The 15,332-nt window shown below is 73.1% G+C and carries 15 protein-coding genes; 8 read left to right on the plus strand and 7 right to left on the minus strand.

Going from position 1 to position 15,332, the window contains the following annotated elements:
• Window positions 1-44: 44 nt before the first annotated feature.
• Window positions 45-1,271, plus strand: a complete 1,227-nt coding sequence (locus ACGFSH_RS19030; protein ID WP_393349865.1) for an NAD(P)/FAD-dependent oxidoreductase — start codon at window positions 45-47, stop codon at window positions 1,269-1,271.
• A gap of 229 nt (window positions 1,272-1,500) precedes the next feature.
• On the opposite strand, the gene ACGFSH_RS19035 is transcribed toward ACGFSH_RS19030, so the two are convergent.
• Entirely contained in the window at window positions 1,501-2,262 is a 762-nt protein-coding gene (locus ACGFSH_RS19035; RefSeq protein ID WP_351360482.1) for a phosphoglyceromutase, read from the minus strand.
• A gap of 207 nt (window positions 2,263-2,469) precedes the next feature.
• On the opposite strand from ACGFSH_RS19035, the gene ACGFSH_RS19040 reads away from it, so the two are divergent.
• Entirely contained in the window at window positions 2,470-3,777 is a 1,308-nt protein-coding gene (locus ACGFSH_RS19040) for an MFS transporter (RefSeq protein WP_393349868.1), read from the plus strand.
• Window positions 3,778-3,799: 22 nt separating this feature from the next.
• Here ACGFSH_RS19040 and ACGFSH_RS19045 read toward each other — a convergent pair whose 3' ends face one another.
• The gene (locus ACGFSH_RS19045) at window positions 3,800-4,255 is read right to left on the minus strand and encodes a DUF2000 family protein (protein WP_393350066.1); all 456 of its coding nucleotides are present in this window, start codon (window positions 4,253-4,255) and stop codon (window positions 3,800-3,802) included.
• Window positions 4,256-4,409: 154 nt separating this feature from the next.
• Here ACGFSH_RS19045 and ACGFSH_RS19050 point away from each other — a divergent pair, with 154 nt between their 5' ends.
• Entirely contained in the window at window positions 4,410-5,258 is an 849-nt protein-coding gene (locus ACGFSH_RS19050) for an AraC family transcriptional regulator (RefSeq protein WP_393349870.1), read from the plus strand.
• An 86-nt stretch (window positions 5,259-5,344) separates the two neighbouring features.
• Here ACGFSH_RS19050 and ACGFSH_RS19055 read toward each other — a convergent pair whose 3' ends face one another.
• Both ACGFSH_RS19055 and mshA read right to left on the minus strand, forming a co-directional pair.
• Window positions 5,345-5,914, minus strand: a complete 570-nt coding sequence (locus ACGFSH_RS19055; RefSeq protein WP_393350068.1) for a YbjN domain-containing protein — start codon at window positions 5,912-5,914, stop codon at window positions 5,345-5,347.
• Between the two features lie 52 nt (window positions 5,915-5,966).
• Entirely contained in the window at window positions 5,967-7,304 is a 1,338-nt protein-coding gene (gene mshA / locus ACGFSH_RS19060) for a D-inositol-3-phosphate glycosyltransferase (RefSeq protein WP_393349872.1), read from the minus strand.
• Window positions 7,305-7,538: 234 nt separating this feature from the next.
• Between mshA and ACGFSH_RS19065 the strand changes: the two genes are divergently transcribed.
• The 3 genes from ACGFSH_RS19065 (at window position 7,539) to ACGFSH_RS19075 (ending at window position 11,738) form a co-directional block, all read left to right on the plus strand.
• Window positions 7,539-8,357, plus strand: coding sequence for a class I SAM-dependent methyltransferase (locus ACGFSH_RS19065; RefSeq protein WP_393349875.1), 819 nt, complete (start codon window positions 7,539-7,541; stop codon window positions 8,355-8,357).
• A 473-nt stretch (window positions 8,358-8,830) separates the two neighbouring features.
• Complete coding sequence (locus tag ACGFSH_RS19070; protein WP_393349878.1) at window positions 8,831-9,943, plus strand: NlpC/P60 family protein; 1,113 nt, start codon at window positions 8,831-8,833, stop codon at window positions 9,941-9,943.
• Between the two features lie 325 nt (window positions 9,944-10,268).
• Window positions 10,269-11,738, plus strand: a complete 1,470-nt coding sequence (locus ACGFSH_RS19075; RefSeq protein ID WP_393349881.1) for a PP2C family protein-serine/threonine phosphatase — start codon at window positions 10,269-10,271, stop codon at window positions 11,736-11,738.
• Between the two features lie 167 nt (window positions 11,739-11,905).
• Here the strand turns inward: ACGFSH_RS19075 and ACGFSH_RS19080 are convergent, their stop codons facing one another.
• The 3 genes from ACGFSH_RS19080 to ACGFSH_RS19090 form a co-directional block, all read right to left on the minus strand.
• Window positions 11,906-12,244, minus strand: a complete 339-nt coding sequence (locus tag ACGFSH_RS19080) for a DUF2516 family protein (RefSeq protein ID WP_285894327.1) — start codon at window positions 12,242-12,244, stop codon at window positions 11,906-11,908.
• Window positions 12,245-12,425: 181 nt separating this feature from the next.
• Window positions 12,426-13,109, minus strand: coding sequence for a hypothetical protein (locus ACGFSH_RS19085; RefSeq protein WP_393350070.1), 684 nt, complete (start codon window positions 13,107-13,109; stop codon window positions 12,426-12,428).
• Window positions 13,110-13,273: 164 nt separating this feature from the next.
• A complete protein-coding gene (locus ACGFSH_RS19090; RefSeq protein WP_393349883.1) occupies window positions 13,274-13,714 on the minus strand; it encodes a helix-turn-helix domain-containing protein in 441 nt (146 codons plus the stop codon).
• A 189-nt stretch (window positions 13,715-13,903) separates the two neighbouring features.
• Here ACGFSH_RS19090 and ACGFSH_RS19095 point away from each other — a divergent pair, with 189 nt between their 5' ends.
• On the plus strand, window positions 13,904-14,299 hold the full coding sequence (locus tag ACGFSH_RS19095) for a MerR family transcriptional regulator (RefSeq protein WP_393349885.1): 396 nt from the start codon (window positions 13,904-13,906) through the stop codon (window positions 14,297-14,299).
• A 105-nt stretch (window positions 14,300-14,404) separates the two neighbouring features.
• Window positions 14,405-15,328 carry an NADP-dependent oxidoreductase gene (locus tag ACGFSH_RS19100; RefSeq protein WP_393349888.1) on the plus strand — a complete coding sequence of 308 codons (924 nt, stop codon included), beginning with the start codon at window positions 14,405-14,407 and terminating at the stop codon, window positions 15,326-15,328.
• Window positions 15,329-15,332: the final 4 nt, after the last annotated feature.

The following is a 15,332-nucleotide window of genomic DNA, read 5'->3' on the forward strand; positions in this document are numbered from 1 at the left end:
CGCCCGGTTCAAGAGGCGAATCCGCTCAAGACAGGAGCAGCGACATGCAGCACCGCATCATCGTCCTCGGGGCCGGATACGCCGGAGCCGTCGCCGCCGGGCGCCTCGCCAAGCGGCTGCACCGCGACGACGTCGCCATCACCCTCGTCAACGCCGAGCCCGATTTCGTCGAGCGCGTCCGGATGCACCAGCTGGCGGTCGGCCAGGAGCTCACGCCCCGGCCGCTCGACGAGATGTTCGCGGGCACCGGCGTCCGGCTGAGGATCGCGAGGGTGACGCACGTCGACGTCGACCGCAGGACCGTCACCGTCCGGGCCGCCGCCGGAACCGAAGCGGCCGGACGACCCGAAGAGACCGAGGAGCTGGCGTACGACACCCTCGTGTACGCCCTCGGCAGCGGCTGGAACGACCAGGGCGTTCCCGGCACCGCCGAGCACGCGCACGAGATCGCGAGCCGACCGGGCGCGCTGCGGCTGCGGGAGCGCCTGTCCTCGCTGACCGCCGGACAGCCCGTGGTCGTGGTGGGCGCCGGCCTCACCGGCGTGGAGGCCGCGACCGAGATCGCCGAGGCCCGCCCGGACCTCGACGTCGTCCTCGCCGCCGGCGCCGGCCTGGGCGACTGGCTCTCGCCCAAGGGCCGACGCCACCTGCGCAAGGTCGTCGACGGTCTCGGCATCACCGTGCACGAGCACACGACCGTCACCGCCGTCGAGGCCGACCACGTCATCACGGCCGACGGCAGGTCCGTCCCCTCGGCGGTGACGCTCTGGACGACCGGCTTCGCCGTCCACCCCGTCGCCCGGGCCACCGCGCTGGAGGTCGCCGCCGACGGCCGGATCGTGGTCGACCGGACCCTGCGCTCGGTCTCGCACCCCGACGTGTACGCCGTCGGCGACGCGGCCCTGATGACCGGCCCCGGCGACAAGCCGCTGCGGATGTCGTGCGCCTCCGGCGTCCCCATGGCATGGCAGGCGGCCGACGCCATCGCGGCCCGCCTGACCGGTGGAAAGATCCCGACCGTGCCGGTGCGCTACTTCAACCAGTGCATCTCGCTGGGCCGCAGGCAGGGCCTCATCCAGTACGTCACCGCCGACGACCGCGCCGTCGACACGGCCCTCACGGGACGCCTCGCCGCGCTCTACAAGGAACTGGTCTGCAAGGGAGCGGCCTGGGGCGTCGGCCACCCCGTCCTCGGACCGTCCCGCCGCCGCCGCACCACCCCCGCCCACCCCGAACCCACCCCGGCCCCGGCGACCGCCCCGACGCCCTGACCCGTGGACCCGTCGCCCGGCGCACCGCCCTTCGGCTTCGATTCCGGCCATGCCCGGAGCCGAAGGACGGGGAGGACAGGGACATGGCGGACGAGTACCGGGGCCCGACCTACCGGAGCACCGAGCACGGCCCGATCGACGGGCTGAGGGCCCGGAGACGGCCCGGGCTCGCCAAAAAAAGCCCCCTACCGGCGGAGAACCCGCAGGTAGGGGGCTTGTTCGGCTCTGCTTACTTCTTCTTGCCCTGGTTCTTGACGGCCTCGATGGCCGCCGCCGCCGCCTCCGGGTCGAGGTAGGTGCCGCCCGGGGTGAGGGGCTTGAAGTCCGCGTCGAGTTCGTAGGCGAGGGGGATGCCCGTCGGGATGTTCAGGCCCGCGATGTCGGCGTCGGAGATGCCGTCGAGGTGCTTGACGAGGGCGCGCAGGCTGTTGCCGTGGGCGGCGACGAGGACCGTGCGGCCGGCGAGGAGGTCGGGGACGATGCCGTCGTACCAGTACGGAAGCATCCGGATGACGACGTCCTTGAGGCACTCCGTGCGGGGGCGCAGCTCCGGCGGGATGGTCGCGTAGCGCGGGTCCGCGGACTGGGAGAACTCCGTGCCGTCCTCGAGGGGCGGGGGCGGAGTGTCGTAGGAGCGGCGCCAGAGCATGAACTGCTCCTCGCCGAACTCCGCGAGGGTCTGCGCCTTGTCCTTGCCCTGGAGCGCACCGTAGTGGCGCTCGTTGAGGCGCCAGGAGCGGTGGACCGGGATCCAGTGGCGGTCGGCGGATTCGAGGGCCAGCTGGGCCGTGCGGATCGCCCGCTTCTGGAGGGACGTGTGGACCACGTCGGGCAGGAGGTCGGCGTCCTTCAGGAGTTCGCCACCGCGGACCGCCTCCTTCTCGCCCTTCTCGTTGAGGTTGACGTCCACCCAGCCGGTGAACAGGTTCTTCGCGTTCCACTCGCTCTCGCCGTGGCGGAGGAGGATCAGCTTGTACGGTGCGTCGGCCATGCGTATGAGCGTAATCGACCGCCCTGACGCGTCGCGCGGCCGCTCGCAGAGCGGACAGGAGGGGGTGGAGCGGCGGCCGGGAGCGGGACCGGAGGCGGGGGCGGGCCGTGTCGATTGACGTGATCTGTTAAATGAGTAGCCCTCGATTCCGCTTCCCTCGTAAGTTCTGTGAGCCGCCTGCGCCGCTTACATCCCGGGGGATCCGTCATGCCTGTCGCCGTGTTGAGACGTGCCGCCCGCGAGACGCTGTCCGGGCTGCCCAGAGAGTTCTGGTGGCTGTGGACCAGCACACTCGTCAACCGGCTCGGCGCGTTCGTCGCCACCTTCATGGCGCTGTACCTGACCCTGGACCGCGGCTACTCCGCCTCCTACGCGGGGCTCGTCGCCTCGCTGCACGGGCTCGGCGGGGTCGTGTCGTCGCTGGGCGGCGGCGTCATGGCGGACCGGCTCGGACGGCGGCCCACCCTGCTCGTCGCGCAGACCTGCACCGCCGCCTCCGTCGCGCTGCTCGGCTTCATGGAGCACCCCGTCGCCATCGCCGGGGTCGCCTTCCTCGTCGGCATGGCGTCCAACGCGTCCAGGCCGGCCGTGCAGGCGATGATGGCCGACATCGTGCGGCCCGAGGACCGGGTCCGCGCCTTCTCGCTCAACTACTGGGCCATCAACCTGGGCTTCGCCGTCTCGTCCACGGCCGCCGGGTTCATCGCCGAGGTCAGCTACCGCGCCGGCTTCCTGCTGGAGGCCTCGATGACGCTCGTGTGCGCGATCGTCGTCTTCCTCAAGCTGCCCGAGTCGCGGCCCGAGCGGGCGGACAAGGGCGAGGGCGCCCGCGACGACGAACGGGTCGGGCTGGGGACGGTCCTGCGCGACGGGCGCTTCATGAGCGTCGTCGGACTGTCCTTCCTCGTCGCGCTCGTCTTCCAGCAGGGGGCCGTCGGTCTGCCGGTCGCCATGGGCGCGGCCGGGTTCACGTCGGCCGACTACGGCATGGCCATCGCCGTCAACGGCGTCCTCATCGTCGCGCTCCAGATCCCCGTCACACGGTTCATCGAGCACCGGGACGCCCGGCGGCTGCTGGTGGTCTCCTCGGTGCTCGCGGGGTACGGGTTCGGGCTGACCGCCTTCGCCGGTTCGGTCGGCGTGTTCGCGCTCACCGTCTGCGTGTGGACCCTCGCCGAGATCGTCAACGCGCCCACCCAGACCGGACTCGTCGTCCGCCTCTCCCCCACCCACGGCCGCGGTCGCTACCAGGGGATGTACACGCTCTCCTGGGCCGTCGCCTCGCTGATCGCCCCGCTGATGTCGGGCCTGGTCATCGACCGGTTCGGCGCGGAGTGGCTCTGGGGGATGTGTGCGGTCGTCGGGACGGCGGCGGGGGTCGGCTACGGGGTGCTGATGCGCCGGCTGCCGGACGAGACCCCCCGCCCGCCCACCACCGAGGTCCCGACCTCGGCTCCGGCTCCGGCTTCAGGTCCCGTCCCGGCTCCGGCGGCTCCCGAGGTCGGCGCCTGCTGAGTCCTCGCCGTCGACGCCGGTGTCACGGGTGCATCCTCGCCCCCTTGAGCACCTTGTCCACCGCGTTCCTCGGGCCGTACACCGCCAGTCCGACGAGATCCAGATCGGCCGTCGGCACGGCGCGCACGGCGGCGCGGTTGTCCCGGTCGTTGCCGGTGGCGAAGAGGTCGCTCGTGAACACCGCGCGCGGGAGCGAGCGGGACAGCACGCGCGCGTGGGCGGCCTTCAACGTCTCCTTCGTGCCCTCGAAGACCAGCACCGGCTGGCGGAACATCGGCAGACAGGGGACGCCGTCCGCGTCCTCGTACGGCTGCCCGATCACCTCGGGCAGTTCCGTGCCGAGCCCGCTGACCAGGAACGCGGTGACGTTCAGGCGCTGCCAGGTCTCCAGGTCCTCGCGCAGCAGCACGGCGATCTTCGTGTCGAAGCGGACGGGTTCGGGGGTCGCGCCCACCGGCGCCGCCTCCGCCACCGCCATCGCGGTCGTGTCCGTGTCGTTCCCGGGGGCCGTGGCCGCCGTACCGGCCGTCGTGTTCGTGGTGGCCGTGGCCTGCACGGGCCTCGTCGTGTTCGCGCTGTCCATACGACGAGACTGCCGGTCGTCGCCGGCCGTGGTCTTGTACGTTCTTTGCATGGCCGCCCAGGACCCGGCCGCGTCCACCGCGGCCGCACAGCCCACGGCCGACGTCCGCGCCTGGCGTCCCCGCGTGCCGGGCGTCGTGGAGGTCTTCCACGCCCGTTTCACCGGCTACGCCTACCCGATGCACGTCCACGAGGCGTGGACGCTGCTCATCGTCGACGACGGCGCGGTGCGCTACGACCTGGACCGGCACGAGCACGGGACGCCGCACGACACCGTCTCGCTGTTGCCGCCGCACGTGCCGCACAACGGCTCGCCCGCGACCCCGGAGGGGTTCCGCAAGCGGGTCCTCTACCTCGACGCCGGGGTGCTCGGCGAGGACCTGGTCGGGGCGGCCGTCGACGCGCCCGACCTGCGTGATCCCGTGCTGCGGCAGCGAGTGGGCCAGCTGCACTCCGCGCTCGCCCGCTCCGGCGACGAACTGGAGGCCGACAGCAGGCTGACGCTGATCGGCGAGCGGCTGCGCGACCATCTCCGGCCCCGCCGGGCGTCCGCCGGCGTCCCGCGTCCCGACCCCGTCCTCGCCCGGCGACTGCGCGACCTCCTCGACGAACGCGTCGTCGCGGGCCTCCCGCTGGACGAGGCGGCCGGGCTGGTGCAGGCCCATCCGGCCCATCTGGTGCGGGCGTTCGGTTCGGCGTACGGCATCGCACCGCACCAGTACCTGACCGCCCGCCGGGTCGACCTCGCCCGCCGGCTCCTGCTCGACGGGCTGCCGCCGGGCGAGGTCGCGGCCGCGTCCGGCTTCTACGACCAGGCTCATCTGACCCGGCACTTCCGCAAGCTGGTGGGGGTGACGCCGGGACGGTACGGGCGGCGGGGCGGTCCGGCGGGCGGGTGAACGCCGACGCCGGCGGTCAGCCCGCCGGTCCGACGAGCCGGTGGGGGCGGTCGGGTCGGTCGGGTCGGTCGGGTCGGTCGGGTCGGTCAGCCTGCCGGGTCCGTCCGGTGCGTCGGGTCCGTCGGACCGGACGACGGCGGCGACGACGGGCGTTGCGTCAGGTGGGCGAAGGCGTCCAGGTTGCGCGTGGGTTCACCGCGGGAGACGCGCCACTCGTACTCGCGGCGGATGGCGCTCGCGAAGCCCAGCTCCAGCAGCGTGTTGAAGGCGCCGTCGGCGGCCTCCAGGACCTGGCCCATGAGACGGTCCACCTCGTCGGCCGTGACCGCGGGGAGCGGGAGGCGGGCGGTGACGTAGACGTCGCCGAGCTGGTCGACGGCGTAGCCGACGCCGTACAGCTTCAGGTTGCGCTCCAGGAGCCAGCGGTGGACGCCGGGCTCGTTCTCGTCGGGGTGGCGGATGACGAAGGCGTTGAGGGAGAGGGAGTGGCGGCCGACGATCAGGGAGACGGTCGTCTTGAGTTTGCGGGTGCCGGGCAGCTGGGCCACGTAGGCGCCGGGACCGGTGCTCTCCCACTCCAGCTCGGCCTCCCGCAGGAAGGCCTCGATGGCCCGTGCGGCGCTCTTCTCCGCGTCGCCGGCGTCCGCGCCGCCCATGCCCTCGCCGTCCTTGCCGGCTCCACCCATGTCCACGTCACCCATGTCCACGTCACCCATGTTCGGAGCGTACGCGACGGCGGTGGGACTGGGTCGCGGCCGCGTAGACGTCGGCCGTCGCGGCGGCCGCGGTGTCCCAGCCGAAGGACTGGGCGTGTGCGGCGGCCGCCGCGCCCATCCGGGCGGGCAGCTCGGGGCCGTCGGCGAAACGCTCGAGCACGCGCGCGTAGCCGGCCGGGTCGTGGCCCTGCACCAGGAAGCCCGTCTCGCCGTGCCGGACGGCCACCGGGAGACCGCCGACCGAGGCGGCGAGCACCGGGGTGCCGGCCGCCTGCGCCTCTATGGCGACCAGCCCGAAGGACTCGCTGTAGGAGGGGACGACCAGGAGCGACGCGGCCCGGAACCAGTCGGCGAGCTGGTCCTGCCCGACAGGCGGCCGGAACCGTACGACGTCCGCGATGCCGAGCCGGGCGGCGAGCTTCTGGAGCCCTTCCGGCTTGCTGAGGCCGCTGCCGCTGGGGCCGCCGACGATCGGGACGACGATGCGGGAGCGCAGCTCGGGGCGCTCGTCGAGCAGTACGGCCACCGCGCGCAGCAGGATGTCGGGCGCCTTCAGGGGCTGGATGCGGCCGGCGAAGAGGGGGACCAGGGCGTCCTGGGGCAGGTCGAGGCGGGCGCGGGCGGCCGCGCGGCCGTCCGCGGGCCGGAAGCGGTCGAGGTTGACGCCGGGGTGCACGACGGCGACCTTGCCCGGGTCCGCGTGGTAGTGCCGTACGAGTTCGTCGGCCTCCTCGGCCGTGTTCGCGATGAGGCGGTCCGCGGCCGCGACGATCTGGGTCTCGCCGATGACGCGGGCGGCGGGTTCGGGGGTGTCGCCGTCGGCCAGGTTGGCGTTCTTGACCTTGGCCATGGTGTGCATGGCGTGCACGAGGGGGGCGCCCCAGCGCTGGGCGGCCAGCCAGCCGACGTGGCCGGACAGCCAGTAGTGCGAGTGCACGAGGTCGTAGTAGCCGGGACGGTGACCGGCCCAGGCCTGCATCACGCCGTGCGTGAAGGCGCACAGCTGGGCCGGGAGGTCCTCCTTGGCGAGCCCTTCGTAGGGGCCGGCGTCGATGTGCCGGACGAGGACCCCGGGGGACAGCTCGACCGTCGGGGGGAGACCGCCGGTCGTCGCGCGCGTGAAGATCTCGACCTCGATGTTGATCGCGGCGAGGCGCTGCGCGAGTTCGACGATGTAGACGTTCATGCCGCCGGCGTCACCGGTGCCGGGCTGGTGGAGCGGAGAGGTGTGCACGGAGAGCATCGCGACGCGGCGGGGGCGGCGGTGGAGCCTGAGCCGCGAGGGAGCCGCCGTGGAGCGACGCCCGAGCCTGTTGGCGTACTGGCTCACGGGGCGTTCCTCCTTGCTGCGGGCATGCCGGAAGGAGGGTGTGGCCGGCCCTCCAGGGGGGTGCAACGCCGCAGCGAGCGGTCCCATTCCGGCCGGCCGGGGAAACGGGCGGTTTTTGCCCAGCCGTTACCCTCTGTCGCTCAACCGTTCGAGGCCGGTGTGCGTGGGGCCGTCCGGCCGCGCCGGGCCGGCGGGACGGCGGCGCCCTCCCGCGGCCGCACTACCCTCTTGGGTATGACATCCCGCGCCTCCGTCCGCCCCGTGGGCACGGTCACGCGCGGGACGACGAACCCCAATCGGCTGCGCCGCATGGACCGCTGGATCGCCGCGACGCACGGCGCCGAGCTGCGGCGCGCCGTCGAGCCCGTCGCCGTGGACCTCGGTTACGGAGCCGCACCCTGGACGGCCGTCGAACTGCTGCACCGGCTGCGGTCGGTCGCGCCCCGCGCGCGGGTCGTCGGCGTGGAGATCGAGCCCGCCCGGGTCGCGGCCGCCGCGCCCTACGAGCGCGAAGGGCTGGTCTTCCGGCACGGCGGCTTCGAGATCCCGGTCGCCCGGCGACCGCACCTCGTGCGCGCCGCCAACGTGCTGCGCCAGTACGACGAGGGCGAGGTCGCCGCCGTCTGGGAGCGGCTGTGCGCACGCCTCGCACCGGCCGATCCGGCCACCGGGTCGGCCGGAGGGCTGCTGGTCGAGGGGACCTGCGACGAGATCGGACGCCGGCACGTGTGGGTGGCGCTCGGGCCCGAGGGTCCGCGCACGGTCACCTTCGCGACGCGGCTCGGCTCCCTGGACCGGCCCTCGGGCCTGGCCGAACGGCTGCCCAAGGCGCTCATTCACCGCAACGTCCCGGGCGAGCCGGTGCACGCGTTCCTGCGCGACTTCGACCGCGCCTGGGCCGCGGCCGCGCCGTACGCGTCGTACGGCGCCCGTCAGCGGTGGATCCGTGCGGTACGGGACCTGGCGGCCGACTGGCCGGTGACGGACGGCCCGGCACGATGGCGGCAGGGCGAAGTGACGGTGCGGTGGGGCGCGCTGGCGCCCGGGAACTGAGCGAAGGCCTGGCCCCCTGGCCTGCGACACGCCCCGCGGGCCTCGCCGGGCCACCGGTGCACCGGGTTCGCCGAGGTCGCCGGGACCACCGGGCACGCCAGGCGACCGGGTGCGCCGGGCCCATCGGATGCGCCAGGCGACCGGGTGCGCCGGGGCCATCGGATGCACCGAGTCCGCCGGGCCCGCCCGGTCCTCCGGGTTCGCCAGGCGACCGGACGGGAACCCCGCCGCGCACCCGGCCTCGCGGTGTGCGTGAGCCGGGTGAGTCCGGCGGGAACGATCTCCGTGAGCCGTACGTCACACAGGCGGGGGATCGTCAGACCTGGGCGGCGAAGTGGGGAGGGACCGTTTCGGTCGTCCTGGCGGGTCCGTCGTTGCGTCGTCGCCGCCTCTGTCGTTTTCGGCGCTGACGTGGCACGATCCCCCGAGCACCGTAAGTTACTGACGGTTAATCAGTGGTTGGGGGACGGGGTATGGGAACGGGGAAGCGCGGCCTGCTCACGGTGGCTGTGGCCGTGGTCTGCGCGGTCACCGTGCTGGGAGCGCCCGGTACGGCGTTCGCGAGCCCGGAGCCCACGCCGAACGCGGCGTCACCGTCGACGCCGGCGGCAGGCGCCGGGGCCCTCGCGCTCCCGTCGACCGCGACCGCCGACAAGGACCTGGAAGCCGTCCGCGCCCAGCTCGAAACGCTCTACCACGACGCCGCCGTCGCCACCGACGCCTACAACGCGGCGGAGGAAGCGGCCCGGAAGCAGTCGGCGGAGATCGTCGAGCTGGCCAAGAAGATCGTCGCGGGCCAGGAGAAGCTGGCGAAGCTGAAGGACCGTGCGGGCGCCGCGGCGCGGGCCCAGTACCGCACCGGCGGCCTGCCGGACGAGGCGCAGTTGATGCTGAGCGACAATCCCTCGGAGTTCCTGGACGGCGCGGGCCGGGTTCGCCAGGGGCAGCGCGCGACCAAGGGTCTGATCGGTCAACTCGCCCGCACGCAGCAGGACTTGGAGCAATATTCCAAGGACGCCTCCGCGCAGTGGGCGAAGCTGGAGTCGGGCCGCAAGGTGAAGGCGGCGGCCCAGAAGAAGATCGAGAAGCAGATCGCGCAGGCGGAGAAGCTAGAAGCGCGGCTGGAGAAGAAGGAGAAGGCCCGCCTCGAAGAGCTGGAGCGGCAGGCCGCACAGAAGGCGCAGACCGCCTGGCTGGACACCGGGATCCTCCGCGACATCGACAGCGCGGCCTCCCCGCAGGGCAAGAAGGCCGTGCAGTTCGCCACCGCGCAGATCAGCAAGCCGTACGTGTGGGGCGCCGAGGGCCCGGACAGCTTCGACTGCTCCGGCCTGACCTCCGAGGCGTGGAAGAGCGCGGGCCGGCCGATGCCGCGCACCTCGCAGGAGCAGTGGAAGCAGCTGCCGCACGTTCCCGTCGAGGACATGCGCCCCGGCGACCTGATCATCTACTTCAGCGACGCCAGCCATGTGGCGATGTACGTGGGCGACGGCTCGATCGTGCACGCCCCGCGCCCGGGCCGTACCGTCACGCTCGCCGGGGCGGGTTCGATGCCGATACTCGGGGTCGTCCGTCCGGACGCGTGAGCGGCGCGCGCCCGGAACGCCCGCTTTTCGCCCTCCCTCCGCCCCGCCGTCCCCGCCCCCCGCTTCCCCGCACGACTTGGGCCACGTGACCCACGACACCCCTCTCCGTGGCCCAAACGCGGGGCAGACGTGACGTTCGTCATCCCTGTCCGATTCCCGCCCTGCCCAACTGCGGTACGGAACGCGGCATATGACAGTGGCCAGAGCTCAAGCTGGGTGTCCCACACCATTCCGTTGCGACGCCTTCTGCCGCTATGGTCCCGGTCGGTGGGTCGAGGTCCCTCGCCCCCGCCAGCCCTCGGGGGGAGGGAAGGAACCCAAGACGATGCCCGTACCCGTACCGCGGCAGAGAGCGATTCCGGCCGTGGAGAGTGGTCAGGCGCACTCCGCGCCCGCAGTCGGCGGTCCCTCCAAGGAAGAAACCGTCCGCACCGAAGACACCGGCCGCAACGAGGCGACGCCGGCCGGGAACGACCCGACGCGCAACGCCACGCCCGCCGACGGCGTCCACCATGGCGTGAGCACCACAGGCGTGAGCGCCCCCGCCCCGAGCCCGGCGGGCGGGAACGCGGCCGGCGCCGACGCGGGCGCCGCCGCCATGGGCGCGACCGCCCACACGACCCTCACCCTGCTCCTCATCGAGGACGACCCGACGGCCGCCCCGTTCGTCCGCGATCTGCGCGACTCGGACGACCGGCCGATCCGCGTGCGCGCCGCCCGCAACCTCACCGAGGCCGAGCGGCTGCTGACCGACGACGTCCACTGCATCCTGCTGGACCTCGCGCTGCCCGCCCCGGGACGCGCCTCCGCGGCGGCCGGGGACGACGAACTCGCCGTGCTGCGCCATGTGCTGCGGCTCGCGCCCCGGCACGCCGTGCTCGCGCTCACCGCGTCCGGCGACGCCGAGCGCGGCGCGGAGGCGGTGCGCGTGGGGGCCCAGGACTACCTCTTCAAGGACGAGCTGGACGGCCGGCTGCTGAGCCGCGCGATCCGCTACGCCGTGGAGCGCAAACGTTCCGACACCGCCGAACGGCGGCTCGCCGAAGGCAAGCTGCGTGCGCAGGAGAACGCCCGGCTGGAACGCGGCCTGCTGCCCACACCGCTCCTCGAGGGCTCCCTGCTGCGCTTCGCCGCCCGCTACCGCCCCGGCCGCTCGCGCGCGCTGCTCGGCGGAGACTTCTACGACACCGTCCGCACACCGGACGGCACCGTGCACGCCATGATCGGCGATGTGTGCGGGCACGGCCCGGACGAGGCGGCGCTCGGCGTGGAGCTGCGCATCGCCTGGCGGGCGCTGACCCTGGCCGGGCTGTGCGGCGACCAACTGCTGAACACCTTGCAGCAGGTGCTGGAGCACGAACGCGACGACGACGAGATCTTCGCGACGCTGTGCACGGTGGACATCGCGCCGGACGGCCGCCGGGCGGGCCTGTGCCTGGCCGGCCACCCCGCGCCGCTGATCGCCCGGCCGGACCGGCCCGCGCGGCTGCTCCCCCATGACAACAACGGTCCGGCCCTCGGGCTGCTGCCGGGTGCGCGCTGGCCCCGGACGCAGGTCGAGCTGGGGGCCGAGTGGAGCCTGATGATGTACACCGACGGCCTGATCGAGGGCCGGATCGGCGAGGGCCGGGAGCGGCTGGGCCAGGACGGCATGGTGGAGATGATCCGCCGGCAGCTGTCGGAGGGACTGACCGGCGAGGCGCTGCTGCGGGCCGCGGTGAACGAGGTGCGTGAACTCAACGGGGGCGAGCTGACGGACGACGTGGCGGTCGTCCTGCTGGACCGGGCGCCCTGAGCGACGCCGATAGCGGGCCCGCCCCCGGCGGACCCGACGGCAGGCAGTCCCGTCCACGGCGCTCTCGGCTCACCCGACAGCGGTGCTCTCCGCAGATCCGCCCCGCCGGGCCCGGTCTCGGCGGAGGGCCCGGTCTCCTGACTGACGGAGGGAGGGCTCCGGCCGGGTCAGCGTCCGCCGTTGTACGGGCCGTAGGGGCCGTCGCTGCTGCTTCCGCCGCGCCTGCGGCCCCAGCCGCCGCCGCCCGAGACCTGCCTGAGGGCGGGGCGGACGTCCACGAAGAAGACGATCGTGGCGACGAGGCCCGCGAGTTGCAGGAAGAGCATCGGCACCAGCAGGTTCACCGCGACGGCGATGCCCAGGATGATCAGCCAGAAGCCCTTGTTCTGCTTGTCGGCGGCGCGGTAGGCGTCGTCGCGGAAGACAGCCGCCATCACCAGGGCCACCACGGCGAGGATCAGCATGGCGAGGTACAGCAGCCACATCAGCCCCGCGAAGCCTGCCATCAGCACAACGCCCACCACCTGATTCGACGTGTCGACTCGACTCGACTCGATCTGCTCGTCCTACGCGGTCACGGTACCCGCAACCGCCCTGCCGCTACCCGTACAACGGGCCGGGCACCGTGTGAGTGCCCGGCCCGTGACCGTATGTCGCTGTTCGCCGTGTCCGTCGCGGCCGCCGGTCTCACTTGGCGGGCGGCGGGGTCTTCTTCGCGACGGGCTTGCGCATCGGAGCCTTCTTGGCGGCCGGCTTCTTCGCCTCGGCGGCGGGCACGGTGACGGCGGCGACCGGAGCGGGCTTCGGCGCGGCGGTCTCCTTCGCCTGGGCGGGCTCGGTCTTCGGCTGGGGCTTCGGCGCGGCGTCGGGCTCGACCGCGATCGCCAGCTCCTCGATCTCCTCGGCCGCCTCGCCGCGCCAGGTCCGCACGGCCTGCTCGCCGTGCTCGGCGACCTTCTCGTAGGTCTCACGGGCCTTGACGGCGTACTCGGCGGCGACGCCGACACCGCGCAGCGCGAGGTCCTGGGCGGACTCGCCGAGCTTCTTCAGGTCGGCATCGAGGGTGCTGCCGAGCTTCTTGATGTCGCCGTCGAGGCTGCTGATGAAGTCGGTGACCTTGGACTGGAGGGACTCCTGCGCCTCCTTGGCGCGGGCGGTCGCCTCCTTGGCGCGGGCGTTGGCCTTCTCCTGCACCGACTTCGGGTCGGTGTTGCGGACGGCCTCGAAACGGGCCGGGGCCTCGGAGCGCAGCTGCTCGACCAGGCCGGGCACCTTCTTCGCCTGCTGGAGGGCCAGGTCGGCGGTGCCCGCGGCGAAGTAGAGCGGAGTCGGGTCGCTGAGGGTCTTGCGCAGGTCGTCGGTGATGGCCATGGTGAGGGTCCTCCCGGAATGACGTTCGTCGTACAGGTCGTGTGCGTCGTGTGCGTCGTGCGGGCCGAGTACGGCGGACGCCTCGATCGCGTCGAGTGCGTCCACGTCGCCCTCGGCCGAGGGTGGTGCGGTTCCGCAGCGGTGCGGCCGGTCCCCTGGTCCGGTCAACCGGCCGTCTGCTGCGGGCCGGCGTCGCTCTCCCCTGCCCGGGCCTCCGCGCCGCCGTGGCCGCGGTCGTCGCTCCCGAACCCGTTCTCCTTGCGGAAGGACTCGTAGATCTGGAGCAGCGCCAGCTTCTGCGCCTCGGTGAGGGCGGGGTCGGCGAGGATGACCGCCCGGGTCGACTCCTCCCGTCGGCGCTCCTCTCCGTCCCGCTCCGCGTCGAGGATGCCGGCGCGCACGTACAGCGTCTCGGCGGAGATCCGCAGCGCCTTGGCGACCTGCTGCAACACCTCCGCGCTCGGCTTGCGCAGCCCGCGCTCGATCTGGCTCAGATACGGATTGGACACCCCGGCGGCGTCGGCGAGCTGCCGCAGCGACAGTTGCGCGGTGCGCCGCTGCTCGCGCAGGTACTCGCCGAGATTGCCGACGTTGAGCGATGCCATGCCTCCACCTTGCAACACCTTCGCTAACTATTGCAAGCACCCGCTTGCAAAAGTGCGCCACACCACTCGGGGGGAGCACGGCGAACCCCGTTGGACCGGGACGACGACCCTGCGGCCGTGGGATCGTCCGCGAGCGTCCCTGGTTCGGCGGTGGGCTTGAGCCGGGGCGGGCGAGCGTAGGCTCCCTGGATGCGGATAGGCGAGTTGTCCAGGCGCACCGGCGTGAGCCCGCGCTCATTGCGGTACTACGAAGAGCAGGGCCTGCTGACCAGCTCACGCTCCGGCGCGGGGCAGCGTCACTATTCCGATGCCGCCGTCCAGCGCGTGTCCCTCATCCGGCAGCTGTTCGACGCGGGTATGTCCAGCAGGGTGATCGTGACCGTGCTGCCCTGTGTGGACGTCCCGGGCGATCTGGACGTCGCCGAGGAGACGTTCACGGCGATGACGCGCGAGCGCGACCGGATCGACGCCGACATCGCGCACCTGACCGAGACCCGTCAGGCGCTCGACGTGCTGATCAGGGCCAACAGCCGACACCGGGCGGAGCTGGCCGCGGCCCCGGAAGCGGCGGCGCGGCCGGCCTGATGCTGTGATCCGCCTCTCAGCCGCTTGCCCCTCACATCGATGTCAGAAGTGAGCATGGCGGCAGCGCCCGGAAGCACCGGGCCGGTCGTACGAGAGGGGCGGAAAATGGGGCAGGCGTGGGGTTTCGGCAGGTACGGCGGGCCCGAGGTGCAGGAGTTCTTCGAGCGTCCCGATCCCGTCCCCGGTCGCGGCGAGGTGCTGATCCGGGTCGACGTCGCCGGCGTGAACCCCCTCGACCACCTTCTGCGCTCGGGGCGGGTCGACGGGCTCGACGGCGGGCGTCCGTTTCCCCGCGTGCTGGGCATGGAGGCGGCCGGAACCGTTCTCGCGCTGGGCGAGGACGTCGACGGCCTCGCGGTGGGTGACGCGGTTTTCGGCTTCGCGCTCACCGGCGGCGGCGCCTACGCCGAGACGACGGTGCTGTCCGCGCCGAACACCGCGCGCATCCCGGAGGGTCTGTCCGCCACCGTGGCGGCGACGCTGCCGGTGGCCGGGACGACCGCGGTGGACGTGCTCGACCAGCTCGGCCTCCCGGCCGGCGCGACGGTCCTGGTCAACGGAGTCGGAGGCGGGGTCGGCCTCGCCGTCGCCCGGCTGGCCGTCGGGCGCGAGCTGCGTGTGATCGGCACCGGGAGCACCGCCAAACGCGAGTACGCCGAGGCCGTCGGGGTGCGGTTCGTCGACTACACCGCCGAGGACGTCGCCGCCGCGGCACGCGAGCTGGTTCCGGACGGCTTCGACGGGATCGTCGACCTGGCCGGAGGCGCCTCGCTGCGGACGGTCGCTCCGCTGGCCCGGCATCCCCGCGACGTCATCGCCGTCGGTGACATGTCGGTGCCCGGTCTCGGTGGGCGCTTCGTCGAGCGTCGCGTCGACCGCGAGAACCTGGAACGGTCGGCCCGGCTGGCGCTCGACGGACTCCTCGCACCCGTGATCACCGCGGTCCATCCGCTCTCCGACGCCCCGGCCGCCCTCGCCACGGTCGAGAACGGCCACTCGGCGGGCAAGGTGGTCATCAAGGTGGCGTGAGGAG

It is taken from the genome of Streptomyces sp. NPDC048481 (genome assembly GCF_043200075.1).
Classification (GTDB): domain Bacteria; phylum Actinomycetota; class Actinomycetes; order Streptomycetales; family Streptomycetaceae; genus Streptomyces.

Bases quoted from the DNA above. Each gene is read 5' to 3' on its own strand.
- ACGFSH_RS19030 (WP_393349865.1), top strand. From the start codon at position 45: ATGCAGCACCGCATCATCGTCCTCGGGGCCGGATACGCCGGAGCCGTC.
- ACGFSH_RS19035 (WP_351360482.1), bottom strand. From the start codon at position 2,262: ATGGCCGACGCACCGTACAAGCTGATCCTCCTCCGCCACGGCGAGAGC.
- ACGFSH_RS19040 (WP_393349868.1), top strand. From the start codon at position 2,470: ATGCCTGTCGCCGTGTTGAGACGTGCCGCCCGCGAGACGCTGTCCGGG.
- ACGFSH_RS19045 (WP_393350066.1), bottom strand. From the start codon at position 4,255: ATGGCGGTGGCGGAGGCGGCGCCGGTGGGCGCGACCCCCGAACCCGTC.
- ACGFSH_RS19050 (WP_393349870.1), top strand. From the start codon at position 4,410: ATGGCCGCCCAGGACCCGGCCGCGTCCACCGCGGCCGCACAGCCCACG.
- ACGFSH_RS19055 (WP_393350068.1), bottom strand. From the start codon at position 5,914: ATGGGCGGCGCGGACGCCGGCGACGCGGAGAAGAGCGCCGCACGGGCC.
- ACGFSH_RS19065 (WP_393349875.1), top strand. From the start codon at position 7,539: ATGACATCCCGCGCCTCCGTCCGCCCCGTGGGCACGGTCACGCGCGGG.
- ACGFSH_RS19070 (WP_393349878.1), top strand. From the start codon at position 8,831: ATGGGAACGGGGAAGCGCGGCCTGCTCACGGTGGCTGTGGCCGTGGTC.
- ACGFSH_RS19075 (WP_393349881.1), top strand. From the start codon at position 10,269: ATGCCCGTACCCGTACCGCGGCAGAGAGCGATTCCGGCCGTGGAGAGT.
- ACGFSH_RS19080 (WP_285894327.1), bottom strand. From the start codon at position 12,244: ATGGCAGGCTTCGCGGGGCTGATGTGGCTGCTGTACCTCGCCATGCTG.
- ACGFSH_RS19085 (WP_393350070.1), bottom strand. From the start codon at position 13,109: ATGGCCATCACCGACGACCTGCGCAAGACCCTCAGCGACCCGACTCCG.
- ACGFSH_RS19090 (WP_393349883.1), bottom strand. From the start codon at position 13,714: ATGGCATCGCTCAACGTCGGCAATCTCGGCGAGTACCTGCGCGAGCAG.
- ACGFSH_RS19095 (WP_393349885.1), top strand. From the start codon at position 13,904: ATGCGGATAGGCGAGTTGTCCAGGCGCACCGGCGTGAGCCCGCGCTCA.
- ACGFSH_RS19100 (WP_393349888.1), top strand. From the start codon at position 14,405: ATGGGGCAGGCGTGGGGTTTCGGCAGGTACGGCGGGCCCGAGGTGCAG.